Consider the following 22851-nt stretch of genomic DNA (forward strand, 5'->3'; position numbering starts at 1 on the left):
GGAATCTCAATGTTCCAGTGGCCATCGCTGCCAACTAGGGTCTCAATGGTTTGCACAGCGCCTGCGCTGTCGGTGATGGTGAGTGTAACAGTGCCACCAATTTCATTACTGGTGCCCTGCAGCTCGGGTGTTAAGTCGCTGACATCGCCTACGTTTTGAATGGTGAGTATTGGCGCTTGCGTGTCTAACGTAATTGTATCTGTAACTGTTGTCGTATTTCCTGCTTCGTCAGATACACTCACTTCGATGGTGTTATCACCTTCATTTAAATCTGTTTGTGGAGTTACTTCCCAGTTACCATTTGCATCTACTGTGGTGGTAAGTGTTTGTTCAACCCCGTTATCATCAGTAATAACAACCGTGATGCTGGTACCAACGTCTGCATCACTAGTGCCTGAAATGGTAGGTGTTGAGTCGTTAGTTACAGTATCAAAGTTTACGGTTAAGCTAGGCCCTGATGTATCTATAATGCCTGTAGCAGTATCTGAAGCACTATTTCCAGCAGCATCAGATACTTCAGCTTCTACAGAATAATCGCCCGAGGCCAACTCTTGGGAAAGTTCAACACTCCAATTACCATCTGCATCTGTTGTTGTGCTAAATGTGCGAACAACCCCTTGAGAATCAGTAACCGTTAAATTTATAACTGTGCCTGCAACTACGTCAGTTGTGTTACCAGAAATAACCGGTGTTGTATCATTACTTGTTTCTAGTTCATTTACTTGTATGGTTGGAGGCGTAATATCAATTACAGCATCAAGCTCTGCATTTGCGCTTCCACCACCTATGTCTGTTACTGTCGCACTAATTAAAATGGTGCCTTCAGCCAAATCGGCTGGCGGAGTAACACTCCAGAGTCCGTTTTCATCAACAACCGTAGTTAAAGTAATTATTCCACCCGCTGAGTCAGTGATCTGAACTTCAACTTGAGAGCCAACTTGTGCATTAAAAGTATCACCATTTATTTGAGGTGTTTGATCGTTAGTTTCGCCAATAACATCAATGGTAATAGTCAATGCGCTTGTATCAATTGTGCCTGAAGCACTTGCTGTGCCTTCATTACCAGCGCTATCGCTAATACTTGCATCTACAGAGTAGGCCCCTTCAGCTAAAGCCGCAGGTACTTCTACTGTCCAACTTCCGTCTGCAATTACTTGTGCTGAAATTGTTTGTACTGCACCATTAGCATCGGTCACTGTTAAAGTTATGGTTGAACCAGCAGGCTCCCCGCTAACCGTGCCTGAAATGGTCGGTGTTGTATCACTCGTATCGCCTAGTGAATTAATAGTAACTATTGGCGCTGTGGTATCAACTTCTCCCGTTGTTGTGGCTGTGGTTTCATTACCTGCGTTATCGGTAACCGATACTTCAACAGTAAATTCACCTTCACTTAATTCGTTCGGTACATCAACACTAAAGGTGCCATCGGCTTGTACTTCTGTGGTAATAGTTTGTGGATTACCTGCTTCATCAGTAACTGTAATAGTAACAACCGTGCCCTCTGGCTCACCCGTTGCGGTGCCTGAAATAGTTGGGGTGGTGTCGTTAGTATCACCTAAGGGGTCAATAATAACTGTTGGCGCGGCAGTATCAACTTCGCCTGTTGTTGTTGCGGTAGTTTCATTACCTGCTGTATCGGTAACCGATACTTCAACCGTAAACTCACCCTCACTTAATTCATTTGGTACATCAACACTAAAAGTGCCATCGGCTTGTACTTCAGTGGTGATTATTTGTGGGTTACCAGCGTCATCAGTTACTGTAATAGTAACAACCGTGCCCTCCGGCTCACCCGTTGCGGTGCCTGAAATGGTTGGGGTGGTGTCGTTAGTATCACCTAATGGGTCAATAATAACTGTTGGCGCAGCAGTATCAACTTCGCCTGTTGTTGTTGCGGTAGTTTCATTACCTGCTGTATCGGTAACCGATACTTCAACAGTAAATTCACCTTCACTTAATTCATTTGGAACATCAACACTAAATGTGCCATCGGCTTGTACTTCTGTGGTTATGGTTTGTGGGTTACCTGCTTCATCCGTAACTATAATAGTAACAACCGTGCCTTCTGGTTCGCCCGTTGCGGTGCCTGAAATAGTTGGTGTTGTATCGTTGCTATCCGCCAGTGCATCAATCGTAATATTTGGTGCGGTATTATCGATAGTTCCCTGTGCAGAAGCTTCACTTTGGTTACCTGCTTCATCACTAACGATGGCATTAACACTAAAGTCACCTTCAACTAACTCATTAGTAGTATCGGCTGTCCAGCTACCATCAGCTAGCGTTTGTGTTGTAATTGTTTGTGTATTACCACCAGCATCTGTAACGATTAACGTAACAGTTGTTCCGGCTGGTACATTTTGTACAGAACCTGAAATTGTTGGAGTAGTATCGGCACTATCTGGGATTGTATTAATTGCTATAATTGGAGCTGATAAATCAATTGTTCCACTAACAGTATCGCTTGCTTCATTACCCGCAGCGTCTGTTACTGTTGCTGTAATTGTAAAATCGCCTTCAGCAACAGCTTGAGTTGCACCTACTTGCCAAGTTCCATCTTCTGACACAACCGCCGTCAATGTTTGTGACTCACCATTTGCATCAGTAACTAAAACACTAACAAGGCTACCCGGTGCTACATCACTCGTTGTTCCGCTAAATGTAGGCGTTGTATCGTTTGAATCAGCAAAGTCATTTATTGCAACTAAAGGAGGGGTGGTATCAACTGAGCCTAATTGTGAATCTTGAGCTGCGTTACCCGCATTATCAGATACATTAGCTGTTACTGTAAAATCTCCCTCGCTTAAAGCAGTTGGAATCTCAATACTCCAAGTACCATCAGCACTTATAGTAGTCACTAACTGTTGCTCAGCCCCTAGACTATCGGTAATAATTAAAGTTACTTCACTGCCCGATGCTAATCCTTGGGTAGAGCCTGTAAGAGTAGGTGTTGTATCGTTTGTATCAGCAATATTGTTAATAGTTACACTTGGTGCGGTTAAATCGACCGTACCTGTAACAGTTGCCGTACTGCTATTGCCTGCAGTATCACTAACACTCGCTGTTACTGTGAAATCTCCTTCACTGAGATCTGCAATAATATCCGCTGTATATGTACCATCGGCATTTGTAATTGTTGTGAGTGTTTGTTCATTGCCTTCGCTGTCAGTTATTACTAAGGTAACTTCTGTTCCTGCTGGTACATCAATTACGTTGCCACTTACTGATGGGGTTACATCATTCGTATCCTCAATAGGATTAATCGTGATTGCAGGATCTGTTAAATCAATTTCTCCAGTTTCACTTGCAGAAGCTGTATTACCCGCAGCATCAGTTACAGTTGCAACCACACTAAACTGGCCTTCAACTAATTCATTACTTGCCTCAACTGACCAGCTTCCGTCAGCACCAGTAACTACTTGCACGGTTTCTGCTACGCCATCGCTTCCTGTAAATGTAACGGTTACTACCGCACCAGGATCTACGTCTTGGGTAGAGCCGCTAACTGTTGGTGTTGTATCGTTAGTATCAATAATAAAATTAATACTTACAGTTAAATCAACATTACCTACTGCACTTGCTTGCGCCTCATTGCCCGAGTCATCTATAACCGTTGCAACTACAGTAAAGTCGCCCTCAGGCAGAGGGGTTGTTACTTGTGCAGACCACGAACCATCTTCTTGCGTCACTGCTAGTAATGTAAATGTGCTGCCATCGCTTGCAGTAATAGTTAAAGTAATGGTTGTACCAGCAGGCACATTACCGGTGTTACCACTTAAAAATGGAGTGGTATCGTTAGTATTAGCAATTGCATCGATTTGAATTGAGATAGGAGCAAACGTTATTTCACCGTTTGTTTGAGCAGATGCCTCATTACCCGCAGCATCTGATACTGACGCAGTTGCGGTAAATTCACCACCAGGCAAGATTTCACTAGCATCAACACTCCATGTGCCATCTTCATTTAATAAAGTAGTTAAAGTTTGTACGTTACCGTTAATATCGGTTACTAATACTGTAATAACAGAGCCCGCAGGAGCGTCTTCCACCCTACCTACAAATGTTGGTGTAGTATCGTTAGTATCAGCAATTGCAGTAACGGTAATATCAGGGTTTGTTAAATCAACAACACCTTGGTTATTTGCTTGGGCTTGATTACCTGCAGCATCACTTACACTTGCATCAACCTCAAACTGCCCTTCAGCCAATGGCGTAGTTACGTCGATAGACCAATCCCCATCAGCGTTAGTTTGGGTTAATAATGTTTGAGTTTGACCATCAAAATCGGTAATAACCACACTAATAATAGAGCCTGCAGGTACATCTTGCGCGTTACCTGTAATCGTTGGCGTGGTGTCTTGAGTGTCGTTAATATTATTAATTTGTACCGAAGGCGCCGTTAAATCAATTACTCCTGAATCACTTGCTAATGCTAAGTTTCCTACACTGTCGCTTACTTGTGCATCAACAGTAAAATCACCTTCAGGTAAAGGAGTCCCTACTTCTACACTCCAGCTTCCATCGGCTTGGGTAACTGCAGTTAATGTTTGTATTTGTCCTGCACTATCTGTAACAGTAATTGTTACTTGAGTGCCCTCAGGAACACCATTTGTTGTTCCAACAAGTGGTGGTGTTGAGTTATTTGTTTCATCAGTTACATTTACGGTGATTACCGGAGCAGTTAAATCTACATTCGCTAAAGCTTGGTCTATAGCTTGATTTCCAGCTGCATCAATCGCAACAGCGCTTACGTTAAACTCCCCTTCAGATAAAGGTGAGGTGGTAGTAATTACCCAATTTCCTTGAGCATCAACCTGAGTAACTATTGTTTGTACCGTACCTGCACTATCCGTTAACGTGACTGATACATTATCCCCAGTATTCAAACCAGATACTGTCCCTGTCACTGTCACTATTTGCGAAGCAGAATCGGCAACAGGATCAATAGCAATAAGTGGAGGTGTTGTATCAACCTCAATTGAAATAGTGTCGTTTATAGGATTACCAACAGGATCCGTCGCTTCAACAACAACCGTTACAGGGCCATCAGCAATTGGTGTTGGTAGGGTTATTTCAAAGGTACCATCAGGGCCAATTACAACACTAATTACTTGAGAGTTTCCATCAACATCAGTTACCGTTACATTAACAGTTTCGCCGATTAAGTTTTCGCTCGTACCGGTGATTGTGGGTTGTGATGAGTTAGTAATACCTAGCTCATTAAGTGAAATAGATGCAGTAGTTGAATCAGGCACAATACCATCAGAGGTATCTCTTAAATTAAAAGCTTCAGTAGCGCCTTGCTCAAAAGATGAATCAAAAGTAACACTACTAGGATCAACACTTTCAGAAATTCGGGTTAGCTGTACAAACGAACTGCCTCCATCTGCACCCGCAGCGTTCCCCCCACCAGCGGCTGTTGCCTCTAAATTATCTAGAATGTCCCCATCACCTTCTAACGCATCTAAAAAATCTGTTACATCAGAATTAGCCGCTGTTGATGGGTCTTGCTCTGCCCCTAAATCTAAGCTTGCAATTGCTTCATCTAAACTTTCATCAAAAACAGTTGTTTCGCTAGAATCTCTGGCTTCTTTCGCTAATAAGTCTGGTGTTATTTTTACCTTTTGATTTGCGGGTATAGATAAGGTTTCACCTTGCACATCAATTTGTAACGACGATTTAATAGCAGTAACAACTAAATCACCCACGGTGATAATGTCACCAACATTTAATGCTCTTATTGACCCATCATCCAGCACCACACCTGCCGAACCTTGAATATCAATAACTACCAGTTGATTTGCTTCCATTTTGGTACCCTCAAACTTTTTAAAATAACAATCTAATAAGTTAAAGGTAGGACAAAAAAGCCACATAGATACTGTACTCAAGTACAGGTTTAAAAGAAAAATTCAAAAAATAAAAAATCAACAAGAAAGTGGTAGAAAATTTTTTTTATGCTAACCAAAACGATTACTTGCAAAAATAGTATTCCTTTACTAAATACTTAAGGGAGTATTTACGGTCTTAACAGGATCTAAGAGGAAGAAATGATTACAAAAAACACTTTTAAGAAACATCAAGAGACTATGTTAATCGGACTAACGATTACAGCCGCAACTCTACTAAACTATGTGCATGCAAATGAACAATCAGCAATGCCACTTACCTATGTCTCAAGTAAAGCGATTGAAAACAATCCTGAAGTACAAGAAGCATGGCATGCTTTTAAATCTTCGATTTATGGAGTAGATGCTGCCCGCTCAGGTTATTTACCAAGTGTTGATGTATCAGCAAGCGCGGGCTATGAAAGAAGAAATTACGGTGTTGAAGAAGAATATAACCGTAATACAGCCGAGTTAAGTGTTACTCAAATGCTTTACGACGGTTTTAGGACCTCGAATACGGTTGATCGCTTTAAACGCATTCAACTCATTAGGTACTTTGAGCTTATTTCTCAAACAGAACAAACAGCACTTGAAGCCTCAATAGCCCTGCTCGACGTACAAAAATTCAAAGAGTTAGTACAACTTGCAGAAGCAAATTTACAAGAGCACGAGTCTGTATATCAACAAATAGAACAAAGTGTAGGAGCTGGTGTAGCGCGCGCTGCCGACCTAGAACAAATTAGTGGGCGCTTATCTTTAGCACAATCTAACGTATTAACGGAGTACTCAAATTTACATGATGTAAGCGCTCGCTACTTAAGGGTTGTAGGAGAGCTTCCTATGAACGATATAAAGCAAGCTGACCTTGATGAAAAAAATATACCAATTTCAGTTAATCAAGCGCTAGACGTCGCTTACAAAAATAGCCCTTCATTTTACGCCTCTTTGTATAATATTGAAGCACAAAAAGCGAACGCAAAAGCACAAAAAGCAGCGTTTCATCCTAACGTAGATTTATCTGCCCGCTACGGTAGCCAAGATAGAGATGAACTTGGTCAAAATGAAACCAGAACAGAAGCGCGAGTCGGCATCGATATTAGCTATAATTTATATAATGGTGGTCTTGATAATGCCAATTTAGAACAAGCCTATCAGGATATAAACATTGCAAAATATCAACGCGATCAGTCTTGTATTGATATTCGTCAGAGTCTGCAAATTGCTTATTACAACGTCACTATATTAGAGCAAAAGTTACCGGCGCTTGATCAACACCGCGAATCATCAACTAAAGTTAAAATTGCATATAAGGATCAATTCGATATAGGCCAACGAACTCTACTAGACGTACTTGATGCCGAAAACGAGTCATTTCAATCAACACGTTCATACATAGTGGCGCTTTACGACCGTCAATCAGCTATTTTAACTATGCTAAAAGAAATGGGGAAATTACTGCCAGCACTTAACGTGATGTCAGATAAATACCCTACATTAAAAGAGCTAACTGACGACCCTATTGTTCATAACGCACAAAATATCTGTCCGAGTTACGATGTAGCAACCACTTTTAGCCGCAAGGCATTTCTTCAAAAAAAAGCTAAGCAAGATAATGCATACATGAGTGTAACGGCTATGCCAAGGTACTTAGATATACCGCTGGAAACCGACACGACAGCAAGCAGCTTTACCGATGATGATGGTGACGGCGTACCAAATGAGCAAGACACTTGCCCAAGCACACCTTTGAGTACAAATGTAGATTTATCTGGTTGCACAATTTATAGCACATCAACCTCGAATATAGAAATTGGTATTCCTTTTTCTGCTGACTCAAGCGATGTAAGGTCTCAATATATTCAAGAAATTAGTCGGCTTGCAGATTTTTTAAAAGAGAACCCAACTAAACAGGTTGAAATACAAGGTCATGCCTCTTTAGATGGAGACCGTAAATATAACCGTAAACTATCAGAAAAACGTGCGTTTGCCGTAGCTGAAATTCTGATTAAGCAATTCGATGTAGAACCTAAACGTGTTAAATCGTTCGGGTATGGCATCGATCAACCACGTGTAAACGAAATATCAGTAAGAGCAAATGCTGCGAATCGACGTATCGAAGCTGTAATTACTGATACCTAAAGACAATTAACGTTATGTAAATAACCTAAACTCGGCATGAAATATTTAAGTCGAGTTTAGGTTTACTAGTAACAATCCTATGCAGTTCTACATAACATTGGATGGTGTATGGAATTAAACGATGTACTTGATCATGGTGGCATCCTCGTTGACTGCCTAGCAGTTTTATGTCGTCATCATGGTAAGGAGTTTTCAAGAGAAGCACTATTAAATGGACTTCCTCTAACTGATGGAAATCTTACTCCATCAGGTTTTTCGCGCGCAGCAAAGCGCATCGGCTTTAAATCAAAAGTAGTTAATAAGCCATTACAAAAAATTAATACAGCACTGCTACCTGCCATCTTAATTTTAAAAGATAACCAAGCCTGTGTTATTAATTCTATTGATTACGATAAACAGTTGGTGAGTGTAATTTACCCAGAACTTACAGAATCAGTTATCGAACAAAGCATTGATGAGTTAGCTGCTAACAGTGTAGGTTTAGTTATTTATGCTCAACCAGAGTTTGCATTTGATGAGCGAACACCTGTACTTGAAAAACTATCAAAAGACGGATGGTTTTGGGGAGTAATTAAAGAATGCCGCTCACTTTATAAAGACGTAATTATTTCGGCTGTTGCTTTGGGTTTTTTGTCGGTTGCTATGCCTTTATTTGTAATGAACGTATATGACCGCGTAGTGCCCAACCACGCAACAGAAACCTTATGGGTACTTGCCATTGGCATTTTAATAGCACTCACTGCTGACTTTGTTTTGCGTTTAGTAAGAGGCTACTTTGTAGAGCTTGCTGCCAGTAGAATAGATGTCAAAGTATCGGCTGTAATAATGGAGCGGGTATTAGGTATGAAACTAAAAAACCGCCCATCGTCCGCAGGCTCCTTTGCTAGCAACATTCAATCATTTGAAGCTGTACGTAACTTTTTTAGCTCCATAACGCTTGTCGCATTAGTCGACTTACCATTCGTAGTTTTATATTTAATTGTTATCGCCATTATTGGCGTCCCCCTAAGTTTACCCATTATAGCGGGCGCACTTATATTATTAGCTTACGCTATAGCCGCACACCGCAAACTTGAGGCTCTTTCAGAACAAACAATGAAAGCAAGCTCAATGCGAAATGCAGTATTAGTCGAAAGCTTAACCAATATTGAAGATGTAAAGAGCTTTCACTCAGAGTGTAAAACACAGTCTGTATGGGAAAAGTCGACCATTTACATTGCACAAGTAAACGCACATAGCCGACTCGTTTCTAGCTCTATATCAAATACAGCATCATGGATACAGCAATGCGTAGGCGTAATAATAATGATAATAGGCGTACACCTCGTTATTGAAGGTGAGCTAACTCAAGGCGGGTTAATTGCAGCCTACCTATTATCGTCTCGTGCTATGGGCCCAATCGGGCAGTCGGCCGCTGTTTTAGCACAATATCATCATGCCGCAATAGCAATGCAATCGCTGAACGAGATTATGGAAAAAGAGGTCGAGCGTCCACCTGGTAAGCATTGGTTAAGCCACCCTATTTTAAAGGGTGATATAGAATTTAAAGATGTATGTTTTAAATACTCTGACGAATCTCATAATGCGCTCAACGGCGTTAGTTTTAAAATTAAAGCCGGTGAAAAAGTCGCCATTTTAGGACGCAATGGCTCAGGTAAAAGTACATTAGAAAAGCTTATTTTAGGACTATACGAACCCTGTTCAGGATCAATTTTGATGGACAATAATGATATACATCAAATTGACCCAGCTGAGCTTCGTCATAATATTGGCTACCTACCACAAACCGTTGCCCTGTTTTATGGAACCTTGAAAGACAACCTCACCATGAGTGCTTGGCATGCCAAAGACGAGCAAATTATTGAAGCCTGTGAGCGAAGCCAATTATTTGATTTAATTAATTCGCACCCAGACGGATTTGATTTACAAGTAGGCGAGCAAGGTCGTCAATTATCAGGTGGCCAGCGCCAAGCTGTAGGTATGGCAAGAGCCATAATTAACGACCCTCCAATACTATTACTAGATGAGCCAACCTCATCGCTAGATCATAATAGTGAAAGTAAAATTATTAACAATTTAAAGGGTTATTCTAAAGATAAAACCTTAATCGTGGTGACTCACCGCTCATCATTACTTGAGCTTGTTGACCGAATTATAGTTTTAGATAACGGAAAAGTAGTTGCTGATGGACCAAAACAAAAAGTAATTGCAGCGTTAAATAATAAGACAGTGGAGCAAGCCTCATGAGTGACAATAAAAAACCACTTGAACAGCGCTCCTTTGAATCTGTTAGCAGAGCAATAGAAGCAAGAAAACAAGGCAAGCCATCAGTATTTAATAAACTATTTAAAGGATGGATTTCTCCGCCTAACAGCCAAGACTGGGTAGTAGATGCTCAGTGGGAAAAAATGCAACAGGAGCCAGCAAGCGCTAGGTTATTGCTCTATTTAATTTGTTTAACGTTTATATGCCTTATTGTGTGGTCTGGTTTTGCTAATTTAGATGAAGTTGCTCGTGGTGAGGGGCGTGTTATTCCCTCCAATAAATTACAACTTATTCAATCTTATGATGGTGGTATGGTCGAAAAAATAAATGTAAAAGAGGGGCAAATAGTAAATGAGGGTGATGTACTCATTAAAATAGACCCTACCCGCTTTATTTCTAGCTTTAGAGAAAACCAATCCAAAGTTGAGTCGTTAAGCGCAAAAGTAGCGAGGCTCAGAGCACTCACTCAAAAAAAGGAGCTCGTATTTAGCGAGTCTGTTATTAAAAATGCGCCTAGAGTTGTGCAACATGAGCGTTCTCTTTATTTGAGTAACAGCCAAGAATTAGAGCAACAAGTAAGTATTCACAAACGCCAACTAGAGCAGCGACACCAAGATTACATTGAAGCCAAAGCGGCACTTGAACAGCATACGAGCGCGCTGCGCTTAACAAACAGAGAGCTCTCTGTTACTCGCCCATTGTTACGCACGGGCGCTATCTCAGATATAGATATTATTCGTTTAGAGCGCCAAATAGTTGATCTAAACGGCGAGATAAACAGAACCAAGGCAGTTATAAATAGGAGCCTTTCGGCCATTAACGAAGCTAAAAATAAGGTAACCGAAGTTGAACTCGTTATGATTAACCGTTGGAACAATGAACTATCCGAAGCGCTACTTCGACTAGATTCAATTAAAGAAACTGAATCTGGCTTGGCCGATAAAGTAACTCAAACCGAAATACGTTCTCCTGTTAAAGGCACTGTACAGCGATTATTAGTTAATACTGTTGGCGGTATTTTACAGCCCGGTAGTGATGTTATGGAAATTGTCCCGCTTGACGATCAACTTGTAGTAGAGGCAAAAATTCCGCCTAAAGACATTGCATTTTTACGCCCTGGGCAATCTGCGATGATAAAATTTAGTGCCTACGACTTTGCCGTATATGGAGGCCTTGAGGCAGAGGTTTTACATATTAGCGCCGATACCATTACAGATGACCGTGAGAATACCTTTTATTTGGTGCAACTAAAAACCACCAAAAATAACTTTTCAAAAGAGCTGACTATTATTCCAGGAATGACCACTCAAGTGGATATTATTACCGGTAAAAAAACCGTACTTGAGTATCTTTTAAAACCAGTTCTTAGAGCTACATCGCAAGCAATGACAGAGCGTTAAGCATTTAATAAATGGAGAAATAATGCGCCAAAGTATTTTTATTACACAGCCTGAATTTGAATCGAAGCACTGGCGAGCAGCGTTTCCTGATTGTTTAATATGCACAAAAGAACCAAACAGAGTAACGGCATCAAGTATTATTTGGGTTTTAGCCGGTACACCGAACTGGCTTGAGCTCGTTAAAAAATATTCGCAACAACGTTTACTCGTTATTGTTATGACCAACGAACTTGAAATAAATCAACTTAGGAGTGCGCTTGAAGCAGGAGCTAGAGGATACGTAGAAGCACTCGCCACCAAAGTAATTATTGAACAAGTACTTGAGACAATTTGTTCTGGCGGAATATGGTTACCAGGACAATTACTATCTAATTTAGTGGGAGCTTTATCAAATACACCATTTAAATATGCGAGCACATGCGAGCTTGATTTACTCACCAAAAGAGAACGCCAAGTAGTTGATATTGTTGTAACTGGTGCTACTAATAAACAGGCTGCAGAGTCTTTAAATATTACAGAGCGTACGATTAAAGAGCATATGGGTTCTATATTTAATAAGCTAAAAGTACGCGACCGCATCCAATTAATGTTAGTTGTAAAAGGGCATTAACCGCACGGTTAATGCCCTTTTACTCTTTAATAACCCCATCAAAGCCTAAGTTAATAAGTGTATCGAGGTCATCTTGACTGGTAACACCTTGTGCGACCACTTTAATACCAATAGAGTGCGCTAACGTACAAACCCCTCGCAGGAATGTTTGGTTATCTTGGCTGTAACTAATATTATGCCCATAAACGCTATCAATCTTAATCATTTCAAGCCCGAACTCCTGAATTTTTTCAATTTTAGTAAATTCAGGACCTACACGTTTTAACGCCACCTTAGCGCCCATACACCTTACATCTTCACAAAAGCCTTTAAATATTTTAATTTCGCTGACGGCAATACTTTCTCGTATATCAAAGCAAATTTTAGAGGCTAAATCAGGAAATGCCGATAGATAGGTAAGAATTGAAGCAAGCGCAGCATCATCAAGTAATGTTTGGGCAGATAACTCAACCGAAATCAGCTCACTTGGTGGCTCAATACTATACTGGGCAACCAACGCCTTGATTAAACCCCAATCTAAACGCGCTAATAACTTTAGTCGATTAGCCCACTGGTAATAATAACTTGCACGATATATTTGCCCGCCAAGCTCTAGGCTCAGTCCTAATTGATTTTGCATCAACTGCCCCGTAAAACTCGTTACTGGGTATGTGTTAATTTCTAGCGCTTTGTTATCTAGAGCTTCTTCTATTGCATTTTGCCAACTCGTTGCATCATCAAATAACTCGCTTTTTTGTTTATTGTCACTTACTTTTGCTTGAACACCTGGTTTATTATCGGCTGATTTTAAAAGTTCATCGGCTCGTTTTAATACATCAAACCGCGTGTCATTCTTTTGTATGTAAGTGCAACTATGCGGTATAGCTAATTCAATATTTTTATACTCTTCAATAAAAGATTCATGGAGCCTAACTACTTTTTTACTCAATAGTTCAATATCATCAGTATCACTAAACAGTACAGTAAAGTCATTATGTGATATTCGGGCTATGTAGTTTTCTGAAAAGTGTGCTTCATTTGATTCTAAAAACTCGATTAAAACCTGCGAAAAACGACGTAAGAAATTAACCATTTCTACACGGCTAATTTGTTCGCTCATTTTATCTAGGTTTACAACCCGAAATAAAAACAAGGCGCCATGGGCATGATCTTTCGATTTTTGTAAGTGGGCCTCAAGCGTTGCACCAAAGTATTCTCTATTTGCTAAACCAGTTAGCTCATCATGTTGTGATTTAAATCTAAGCTCTTCTAAACGTTTACTATCTTCTTTAATAATACGACTAAAACGGGTAGATAATTGGTTCATAGATTGCACTAAACGTGCAAACTCAAATGTACGAGGGACGGTGGATTTAATAAAACGTTTTTCACCAAATGCATTAGCCTGATACACAACATCATCTAGCGGTTTTAATATCCTACTTAAAAAGTAAGCACTAACTATACAAGCAAAAAAAGCGACAATTAAAAAACTAAAAAATAGTTTAAGCGCACTTTCCCATAAGGCTTGCTCAGCATATTGACTGTGGCTTTCTATAAACAAAGTTCCAAATTGCTGCCAACCATTATTTACTTGCCCAACCCCTGGTTGAACATTTAACCCATACATTGCCTTAAACCACTGTGGAGCCGTCGCTTTAAGCTCATCGGTAAATGTGCGTTTAACAATCACCTCACCATTAGGGTTTTGTAGCTCTATTCGTTTATAGTGACCGGTATCAAATGTGGCTGAAACTAATAATTCAAGCTCAACGGGGTCTTTGTCTAATTGACTGATCATCAACGCAAGTGAGCTGGCGTTATCTACATTTTTTAAGTACAGCTGGGTCGAAAAATAATTTTTAGCCGAATTAGTACTAATTAAAACACTACTTATAAAGCCCACAAAAATAACAATTAATAATGCAATCCATAGCTCTTGCCTGAGTGTTATTTTTCGTTTTTTAAGATACTTAGATAAGGAAAATGATGCCATTACCACATAACTCCTTCTTTGGTTGTCTGCTCCAAAATTTTACGCCAGCGTGAAAGTCTTGCTGTTGGGCTGGCTACACTTTTGGTTGAATTATTAGCCCATAAACCTTGGCTGTTAAAGCTAAAAACAGGGCTTAAATCTACACGTTTTGCAGCAGGTAAAACCTTTGTTATTAAACTGTCTAAAATAAGTGGCTGAGCGTTTGGTGTAGCAAAATAACCTAACACCATATGCGCTTGCGTTTTGTTAGTGCCCGCAATTTTTGCTTTTACATAAATAAGGCGTAACTTGTCGTCGCTCACACCTAACGCTCTTAAGCTGATATATTTTGCTATTGCGTAATCTTCACAATCACCGAGGCCTCTGCCTAATGTTTCTAAAGGGGTTGCCCAATAATCGTTTTGTTTCCATAGCAAAATATCTGTCTGGTAGCGTAAATTACGCGCAAAAAAATCATTAACAATAAGAATTTGTTGTTGCTCTGGCTTGTTTTGAGTTTGCACCAACATGCTTTGCCAGTTGCGTGCAACCGCCGCTCGCGCAGGTCCATATTTTTGACCCATGAGCTCTATAAAGGTATTAAATTGAATAGTTAGTCGGCTTGCAAGCACACCACTGGAGAGTACAAAAAACAGCAATAGGTAGCGCAAATTGGCTTTGCACCATATAAATAATTGAGGATTTAAATGACTTGGCTTAATCGCCATTTACAGAGCCACTGTTAATATAAGTGGCAATAAAATACATCTGTTGAGCACTACGCAATCTGCTTAAAATTAATCCTAACAACAGCATAGCACTCAATATAGGAGGATGAGATATTTTGAATAACTTTTTTAGTAGTACGTTACTTTTTTAACTTCGCGTGGTTTTACTTCACCTATGTATAAATCGTGCACACGCTTCATATTAAGCTCAAGCTCGGTCACGTAAGTATCATCTACTGCGTAAGTTTTAATTATTTGTGCACCTTTAATAAGCCCCTGCACTTTACTTTCTAAGTAATCGTCTTGAGCAATTGAGCCTTCCACCGTTGTTCCTGCGGTAATTTTTTGCCCATAGACTTGCTCAGTAAGCTCCCGGTAAGCTTCAAGCTTAGAAGCCTTAATGGCCATAAGTTGCTTTTGCGACAAGTTAGCACCTTTTTGCAAGCTAATAGGTGCATACCCTATCGCTTTTAAAACGGGGTAATTATTTGGCTCTACATATTTATATTCAACATGCTTATCAAAAACGCTGCTACAACCACCTAAGGTTAAACACCCAAGTGTAATAAGTAATGAAATTGCTCGCATAGCATTTAGCCCTTGTATAGTAATTAGCAGTACATATGCACGTTTAATGCCATTTATAGCATTACTAATAATTACCAAATAACATTGGTACAGTCCTTGCTCTACCTAGTTAATAGCTAACGTTTAATTGGAGTAAAATTATGAAGTCGTTTTTATCATTGGCATTTGCAGGATTAAGTGCAACGGCATTATTAACGTTCTCCCCTTTTACTAAAGCACAGTGGTATGAATCAACGGGTCACGCGAACGTCCAAAATGGTGATACAAGCGCGGCTAAATCTGCCGCTATAAAAGATGCGATTACACAGGCGTTAGTATTCTCTGGCGCACGGGTTAGCTCTGTGCAAACGTTGGTAGATGGCGTGTTGATGCAAGATCAGCTAAAAATTAGCAGCCACGGAGAAATTCAAAAAATTGAACTGGTCAGCGAAAATAAATACGACAATAAATTTGCCGTTACATTACGGCTCGATATTTTTTCTCAAACAGAGCAATGCCCACAAAATAGTTTTAATAAGTTTGTGGCCGTTACACAAAGCCAACTTGTTCATCGTGAACACGCCAAAATGGGTCAAATATTTGACGTAAGCAAAGCTATTAGCAAAAATATTTTTACTTCCCTGCAAAAATCAAAAATGAGCGCAGTACCTATTGCTTACTATAATAATGCAATAAGCGTTGATAAGTACTTTTCGCAGCAGCACGACTATTCAAATGCCCAATTAGAAGAAATATCTTCGCGCAGTAACGCTCAATATGTACTGCTTAGCCAAATAACCAGCCTTTCAACTAGCGACAAACTCAATAACGATTATGCATTTTGGCAAGACGAGGCGTACGAGCGCAGTTACAACATTGAATTTGTATTATTTGATGGCACTACCTATGAGCAACTTTGGCAAAATAGTTACCATACTCAAGCAATTTGGCCATTTGAAAAAACAACCATAGTTGACGTTAATAGTGATAGGTTTTGGCAATCGCCTTATGGGCAAAGCATAACCGATACCAACCAAGCAGTAAGTTATGACATTCAAGCAGCCATGGCGTGTTTGCCAACTCAAGGCAAAATAATGCACATGGAAAATAGCAAAATCGTTATTAATTTAGGTAAAGCTCATGGGTTAAAAAAAGGCCAGATGCTAAGCATTGCGCACCATAACTATTTAACCGACGCAGCGGGTAATGTTATGCCACACACCATCACCACGCTTAATAAAATTCGCGTTGAGCAGCTTTATCAGCAAACTGCAGTAGCTGTCAGTATTGATGACAAACCACTACCTGGCGTGCAAATTAACGATGTAGTAGAAATAATCAGCCAAGATCTTTAGTTAATTTAGCTTTTAAATTAGGGTGAGCCGATAACCACTTGCCCAATTGTTCTACACCCGATAAATGCGGATAATGCTTTCTGCATGCAAACACCACATTACGCTGCTGATTAGGGAATATAGGCAAGTAATCAATCCCTACACGGTCGGTACATGCCAGTTTTGGTACAAATGTAATACCGTCATCCATGGCCACTAACGCTAATAATGTTTCTAAACTATTACCTTTATACTGATTAGATATATCGACTCCCGCAGAAAAACAAAACTTTTGGGCTTGATCTTTAAAGCAATGACCATCACTTAACATTAGTAGGCTGCATCCTTGAAGGTCGTTCAACGCCACTTTTTTATGCTTAGAAAGCGCGTTATCTTGTGATACCGCCACTAAAAAATCTTCTTTGTATAAAGCAACCGTATGGTAATTAATAAGCTCTGGCACATCGGCTAAAATAGCAAAGTCGAGTTCGCCATTATTTAAAGCTTCTAAAATTGTTGCTGTTTGCATCTCAATAAACGAAAACTGACTATCAATAAATGCCGCTTTCATTGATGTTAATAACGCAGGCAACAAGTAAGGCGCAATGGTAGGAATAATACCAATAGTTAATTTACCTTGTAGGGGCTCATTAGAAGTAGCAGCAAGTTCTTTGAGTATTTGCGTTTGTTCTAAAATAATCTCTATTTGCGTCAACAAACGTTCACCTTTTGCTGTTAACGTAACTTGTTTAGTTGAGCGGTCAAATAAAGTAACGCCAAGCTCATGTTCGAGTTTTTTTACTTGGCCACTTAATGTAGGCTGACTTACAAAACATGCATTGGCGGCTTTGCGAAAGTGCTTGTATTGCGCTATTGCTTTTACATATTCAAAATCTTTTAAGTTCATATTCAGCTCCGCATGATAGTTTATAACTATCAGTTTAATACAAACAAACGATTGGAACTATATTTAATTGTTCGCCATAATGGCTATCAACAAATCAAGAGGAACAAAAAACTATGTTAAACAATATCGAAGGTCAAACAGTCCCAAGTGTTACATTTGCAACTCGTCAAAATAACGAATGGAAATCAGTAACAACAGATGAAATTTTTAAAGGTAAAACGGTTGTAGTGTTTTCACTACCTGGTGCATTCACACCAACATGTTCATCAACTCACTTACCACGTTACAACGAATTAGCAGGCGTACTTAAGCAAAACGGCGTTGACGAAATTGTATGTTTATCAGTAAACGATACCTTTGTAATGAACGCATGGGCTGAGCATCAAGAAGCGCAAAACATTACTTTATTACCAGACGGCAACGGCGAATTTACTGACGGCATGGGCATGTTAGTAGACAAAAACGATCTAGGCTTTGGTAAGCGCAGCTGGAGATACTCTATGCTTGTTAAAGATGGCGTGGTTGACAAAATGTTCATCGAACCAGATTTACCAGGTGACCCGTTTGAAGTATCTGACGCAGACACAATGCTTGATTACATCAACCCTAAGCAAGCTAAACCAGAACCTGTAAGCATCTTCACTAAACCTGGCTGTCCTTTTTGTAAAAAAGCAAAAGAGCTTCTTGCAGAAAAAGGCTTCGCATATGAAGAGATTGTTATGGGTGCAGGCGCATCACTAACAAGTCTAAAAGCTGTATCTGGTCGTGACACTGTTCCACAAATATTCATTGGTGGTAAGCACATCGGTGGTTCAGACGACTTAGAAAAATACTTTGCTTAATTAAGTAAAAAATAGCAGGGGCGTACGCGCCCCTCTATATCAATCTCATCGCTTAGATTGAAAATAATAAAGGATACCACTATGAAAGAATTGCAAACCGATGTTGTTGTTATAGGCGCTGGCACTGCTGGTTTAAGTGCTTATCGTAATGCTAAACAGTTCACACAAAATGTATTAATGATCGAATCAGGCCCATACGGCACCACATGTGCACGTGTTGGTTGTATGCCAAGCAAGTTATTGATTGCAGCCGCCGAAGCCGCACACGCAATTGAAATGGCACCTGCATTTGGTGTTCATAGCTCAAAGCCTGTCATTGATGGCAAAGCAGTTATGGCACGCGTTAAAAGTGAACGAGATCGTTTTGCAGGATTCGTAGTAGAAGCCGTAGATGAATTACCAGATGGTGATAAAATTCGTGGTTACGCTAAATTTTTAGACGCAAACCGCGTACAAATAGACGACCATACAATTATTACAGCAAAACGCTTTGTAATTGCCACCGGTTCACGCCCTTCATACCCTGGCGTATTTAATAACTTTGGTGACAAACTTATTATAAACGACGACGTATTTGATTGGGATGACCTACCAGAATCAGTCGCTGTATTTGGCCCTGGTGTAATAGGTCTTGAAATTGGCCAAGCACTTAGCCGACTAGGCGTAAATGTAAAACTATTTGGTGTAGGCGGCGCAATTGGCCCACTTACAGATCCAGTAGTAAAAGACTACGCAAATACTGTTTTTGCTGAAGAATTTTTTGTAGATACCGACTCAAACGTATCTGACATGATGCAAGTTGGCGACAAAGCACAGCTAACTTACACCGACAAACAAGGTGAAAAACACACCGAACAGTTTGACTACGTACTTGCAGCCACAGGCCGAGTACCTAACGTAGATAAACTAGGCCTTGAAAACACAGGCATTGAACTTGATGAACGCGGCGTACCGCACGCAGACACACATACAATGCAGTGTGGTGAGTCGAACATATTTATAGCAGGCGATGCAAGTAACATGCTCCCATTGTTACACGAAGCATCTGACCAAGGTGCTATTGCAGGTCAAAATGCAGGGCGCTTCCCAGATGTACGTATAGGTCTGCGCAGAGCAAAAATTGCAGCTGTATTTAGCGACCCACAAATAGCAATGGTAGGCGAAAGCTACAAGCAAATTACTGACCGATTAGGCCCATGCGGTTGTTTTGAAGTAGGCGAAGTAAGCTTTGAAAACCAAGGCCGTAGCCGAGTAATGCTTAAAAACAAAGGTCATATGCGTGTATATGCAGAGCAAGGCACAGGCTTATTTTTAGGTGCAGAATTTATTGGCCCACAAGCCGAACACATCGCTCACTTATTAGCTTGGGCTGTACAAAACAAAATGACCGTACCAGAAATGCTTGATATGCCATTTTACCACCCAGTAATTGAAGAAGGGTTACGTACCGCCCTTCGCGACTTAAACGCCAAACTTAAATTTGGCCCAGACATTGTAAATTCATGTATGGAATGTGGTCCAGGCGCATAACCTATTTGCCACACATACAAACTTGCTAAGCAAAAGCCAAAACTAACGTTTTGGCTTTTTTTTATAATTTTTTTAAGCTAACCCCTCAAAAAAAAATTTAGCTGTTACACTTAATTGATAATTCAATTAAAAAGATGGAATAGCTATGCCCAATAATAAATTTAGACTAGTCACTCGCAGCGATTTTGATGGCTTAGTTTGTGCCGTATTGCTCAAAGACTTAGACCTAATTGACGATATTTTATTTGTTCATCCAAAAGACATGCAAGATGGCAAAATAGACATTACCGAAAACGACATTACGACCAACCTCCCCTACGTTGCAGGCTGTCATATAGCATTCGATCATCACCTTAGCGAAACCGTTCGCAACTCAAGCGACATAAAAAACCATATTATTGACCCAAAAGCCCCATCAGCAGCTCGCGTAGTTTATGACTATTATGGCGGCGCTGAAAAACTTCCAAATATTTCTGTTGAAATGATGGACGCGGTAGACAAAGGCGATGCTGCTCAGTTTTCAAAAGACGAAATATTAAACCCAACCGATTGGGTATTAATGAACTTTATTATGGATGCGCGAACTGGACTTGGCCGTTTTCGCGAGTTTAAAATTTCAAATTACCAATTAATGATGAAACTGATTGATGCGTGTAAAGATCAGAGCATCGAAGAAATCCTGCAAATGGAAGACGTAGCCGAACGTGTTGCTTTATATAACGAGCATAACGAAAAAGCCAAAGAGCAAATTTCTCAATGCGCTACCGTTCATAAAAACTTAGTAGTCCTTGATTTAACTCAGGAAGAAACAATTTACGCCACAAACCGATTTGTTATTTATGCCATGTACCCCGACTGCAATATCTCGATTCATAAAATGTGGGGCCTTAAAAAGCAAAATGTAGTGTATGCCATAGGTAAATCAATAACTAACCGCAGTTCAAACACCAATGTTGGCGAACTGTGCCTTAAATACGGCGGCGGCGGCCATTTAAATGCAGGCACTTGCCAAGTAGAAACAAGTAAAGCAGAAGCTGTTCTTAGTGAATTAATTGATACTATTACAAGTGATGGTTAATATTAACTTACAATAACCAGAGTTATATAATAGCTCTGGTTATTTCATTTTAGTAGAGTGAGTTTTAATCGCTCTCTTTTTCATATAAATTTCTGTAATAATAAAAGAAATAATGACCTCATGTTAGATACTAAAAACTTCGAAAAAACACTTTACCAAGATACCAAAAAAGCATTTAAAAACATTATACAAAAATACGGTAACGATCTTTATGTAATGGGCTTTTACCACACAGGTAGCTACTCACTACTGCCAATGTTTAATACCTTATCGGATTTAAAAAAAGTATTTGAAGCAGAGTACAACAACGATGTAAGTAGCTTTTACATGGCTAAATGGAATCCAGAAGACTACCCGATGCTTGAGGATTATTCCGAATACTTTGATGAAACAACTCTAGAGTGCCAAAAACTAGAAGACAGCATTGATTTGTTTCAATCAGATATAGAAGCAATGGATAATTGGCATCAATGGCTTACGACAATGGAAAAAGTGCTCATACAATTAGATGCCGAAGGAATATTTTCAAATGGTATCGAACGCGAAAAAATCACTTTAGCAATACTCGCCTATGATGAAGAAGAAAGCATTCAATTTAAAAGAATCAAACGACTAAACCCACCAACTGTTCTAGCACAAATTCAAGCCGACTTTGAAGCCATGGTTTCAGAGCGTGAAAAATGTGAGCAAGAAGCTTTAAACGCCTTTAATTAAAAAGTGCAGCACTACTACATATAAGCTATACACAAAGTATAAGGAAGGGAAGTTAAAATATAACTCATTGATTTAATTGGTAGCCCCTGCAAGAATCGAACTTGCAACTGCCCCTTAGGAGGGGGCCGTTATATCCATTTAACTAAGAGGCCACAAATAAGCTGTGTGCTTAGAGGTGTGAATTATAACGGCATCTGGTTTTTTATATCAAGCGACAACTGAACTTAATTACTTGATAAGTATATATCTTCTTTATTTAGTACATAAATTGGGATTAGTTTTCGACTACTCGCGACGATTTTTTTTGTATGCGCGTTAATTACACGTGTATTTACAACAACAGCATCACTGCGATAAATTAATGTACCCGCTAATACATGGCTCGCCATTTGCTCTTCGCTAAGCTTTTCAATATCACGCGAAAAAGCAAAATCACCACGACTATTTACATCTATTGTTTGGGTTGTTTTAAAATCAACCACGCCATAACCAAACTTTTGTAACTGATGAATTAATGTTTCAGAAATTTGATTACCCAATTGATTACTTTTAGTAAGCGATGAATCAAGATCGACCAAGGTAGTAACGGCAATATTAATATTGGTGTCGGTATCACTTTCAAACTCAAGCGTATCAACCAAATCAAGTGCCATTTGCTCTACATAGTTAGCAAGTGTTTTATGGTGCTGAAGTGGTGTAAATTGATTGCCGTTAGCATCGTCTTGAGTTGATTTTTGCTCAGCTGTTTTAAGCATACTTGCTAAGTCATAATTTACTTGTGTGGTTGAAGATGCATTCATTTCAGCACTTTCATTATTTTGAGTAAAGGCACAACCAGTTAAATTAGCTAAAGCAAAAAAAACGATAAAGCGGTTTAATAATTTACTATACATAATTA

General features: G+C 39.7%; 15 protein-coding genes and 1 tRNA gene. 9 read left to right on the plus strand and 7 right to left on the minus strand.

What is annotated here, in order from left to right; all coding sequences use genetic code 11:
• Window positions 1–5807: retention module-containing protein (locus tag H5159_RS07895; protein ID WP_182780108.1), on the minus strand; the 5807-nt coding region annotated here is incomplete at its 3' end.
• A gap of 240 nt (window positions 5808–6047) precedes the next feature.
• Here H5159_RS07895 and H5159_RS07900 point away from each other — a divergent pair.
• The 4 genes from H5159_RS07900 to H5159_RS07915 all read left to right on the plus strand — a co-directional run bounded on the left by H5159_RS07900 (window position 6048) and on the right by H5159_RS07915 (window position 12299).
• Window positions 6048–8024: a TolC family outer membrane protein gene (locus H5159_RS07900; RefSeq protein WP_182780109.1), complete on the plus strand. Its 1977-nt coding sequence runs from the start codon at window positions 6048–6050 to the stop codon at window positions 8022–8024.
• Between the two features lie 108 nt (window positions 8025–8132).
• Complete coding sequence (locus H5159_RS07905; protein WP_182696558.1) at window positions 8133–10271, plus strand: type I secretion system permease/ATPase; 2139 nt, start codon at window positions 8133–8135, stop codon at window positions 10269–10271.
• Entirely contained in the window at window positions 10268–11689 is a 1422-nt protein-coding gene (locus tag H5159_RS07910) for an HlyD family type I secretion periplasmic adaptor subunit (RefSeq protein WP_138488692.1), read from the plus strand. The genes H5159_RS07905 and H5159_RS07910 overlap by 4 nt, the downstream gene beginning before the upstream one ends.
• 22 nt (window positions 11690–11711) lie before the next feature.
• Window positions 11712–12299, plus strand: coding sequence for a response regulator transcription factor (locus H5159_RS07915; protein WP_182780110.1), 588 nt, complete (start codon window positions 11712–11714; stop codon window positions 12297–12299).
• A gap of 19 nt (window positions 12300–12318) precedes the next feature.
• Here H5159_RS07915 and H5159_RS07920 read toward each other — a convergent pair whose 3' ends face one another.
• From H5159_RS07920 to H5159_RS07930, 3 genes are all read right to left on the minus strand, one after another.
• Window positions 12319–14274, minus strand: a complete 1956-nt coding sequence (locus H5159_RS07920) for a LapD/MoxY N-terminal periplasmic domain-containing protein (protein ID WP_182780111.1) — start codon at window positions 14272–14274, stop codon at window positions 12319–12321.
• Window positions 14274–14981, minus strand: coding sequence for a transglutaminase-like cysteine peptidase (locus tag H5159_RS07925; RefSeq protein ID WP_002961331.1), 708 nt, complete (start codon window positions 14979–14981; stop codon window positions 14274–14276). Before H5159_RS07925 ends, H5159_RS07920 begins: the two co-directional genes overlap by 1 nt.
• 129 nt (window positions 14982–15110) lie before the next feature.
• Window positions 15111–15569, minus strand: a complete 459-nt coding sequence (locus H5159_RS07930; RefSeq protein WP_024593173.1) for an LPP20 family lipoprotein — start codon at window positions 15567–15569, stop codon at window positions 15111–15113.
• Between the two features lie 140 nt (window positions 15570–15709).
• Between H5159_RS07930 and H5159_RS07935 the strand changes: the two genes are divergently transcribed.
• Complete coding sequence (locus H5159_RS07935) at window positions 15710–16903, plus strand: flagellar assembly protein FlgT (RefSeq protein ID WP_182780112.1); 1194 nt, start codon at window positions 15710–15712, stop codon at window positions 16901–16903.
• Here the strand turns inward: H5159_RS07935 and H5159_RS07940 are convergent.
• Window positions 16887–17789, minus strand: coding sequence for a LysR substrate-binding domain-containing protein (locus H5159_RS07940; protein ID WP_024595781.1), 903 nt, complete (start codon window positions 17787–17789; stop codon window positions 16887–16889). The two genes, H5159_RS07935 and H5159_RS07940, sit on opposite strands and share 17 nt — an antisense overlap.
• A gap of 113 nt (window positions 17790–17902) precedes the next feature.
• On the opposite strand from H5159_RS07940, the gene H5159_RS07945 reads away from it, so the two are divergent.
• The 4 genes from H5159_RS07945 (at window position 17903) to H5159_RS07960 (ending at window position 21953) form a co-directional block, all read left to right on the plus strand.
• Window positions 17903–18631: a glutathione peroxidase gene (locus tag H5159_RS07945; RefSeq protein WP_182692706.1), complete on the plus strand. Its 729-nt coding sequence runs from the start codon at window positions 17903–17905 to the stop codon at window positions 18629–18631.
• Window positions 18632–18712: 81 nt separating this feature from the next.
• Entirely contained in the window at window positions 18713–20161 is a 1449-nt protein-coding gene (locus tag H5159_RS07950) for a dihydrolipoyl dehydrogenase (RefSeq protein WP_182672506.1), read from the plus strand.
• Between the two features lie 145 nt (window positions 20162–20306).
• Entirely contained in the window at window positions 20307–21239 is a 933-nt protein-coding gene (locus tag H5159_RS07955; RefSeq protein WP_182711531.1) for an exopolyphosphatase, read from the plus strand.
• Between the two features lie 120 nt (window positions 21240–21359).
• On the plus strand, window positions 21360–21953 hold the full coding sequence (locus H5159_RS07960; protein ID WP_024598731.1) for a DUF4303 domain-containing protein: 594 nt from the start codon (window positions 21360–21362) through the stop codon (window positions 21951–21953).
• A 77-nt stretch (window positions 21954–22030) separates the two neighbouring features.
• On the opposite strand, the gene H5159_RS07965 is transcribed toward H5159_RS07960, so the two are convergent.
• Together H5159_RS07965 and H5159_RS07970 are read right to left on the minus strand one after the other, a co-directional pair.
• Window positions 22031–22105: transfer RNA gene (locus H5159_RS07965), tRNA-Arg, on the minus strand.
• Between the two features lie 72 nt (window positions 22106–22177).
• Window positions 22178–22846 carry a FlgO family outer membrane protein gene (locus H5159_RS07970; RefSeq protein WP_182754023.1) on the minus strand — a complete coding sequence of 223 codons (669 nt, stop codon included), beginning with the start codon at window positions 22844–22846 and terminating at the stop codon, window positions 22178–22180.
• Window positions 22847–22851 lie beyond the last annotated feature (5 nt).

This window comes from Pseudoalteromonas sp. SG43-1 (genome assembly GCF_014164415.1).
Lineage (GTDB): Bacteria > Pseudomonadota > Gammaproteobacteria > Enterobacterales > Alteromonadaceae > Pseudoalteromonas > Pseudoalteromonas distincta.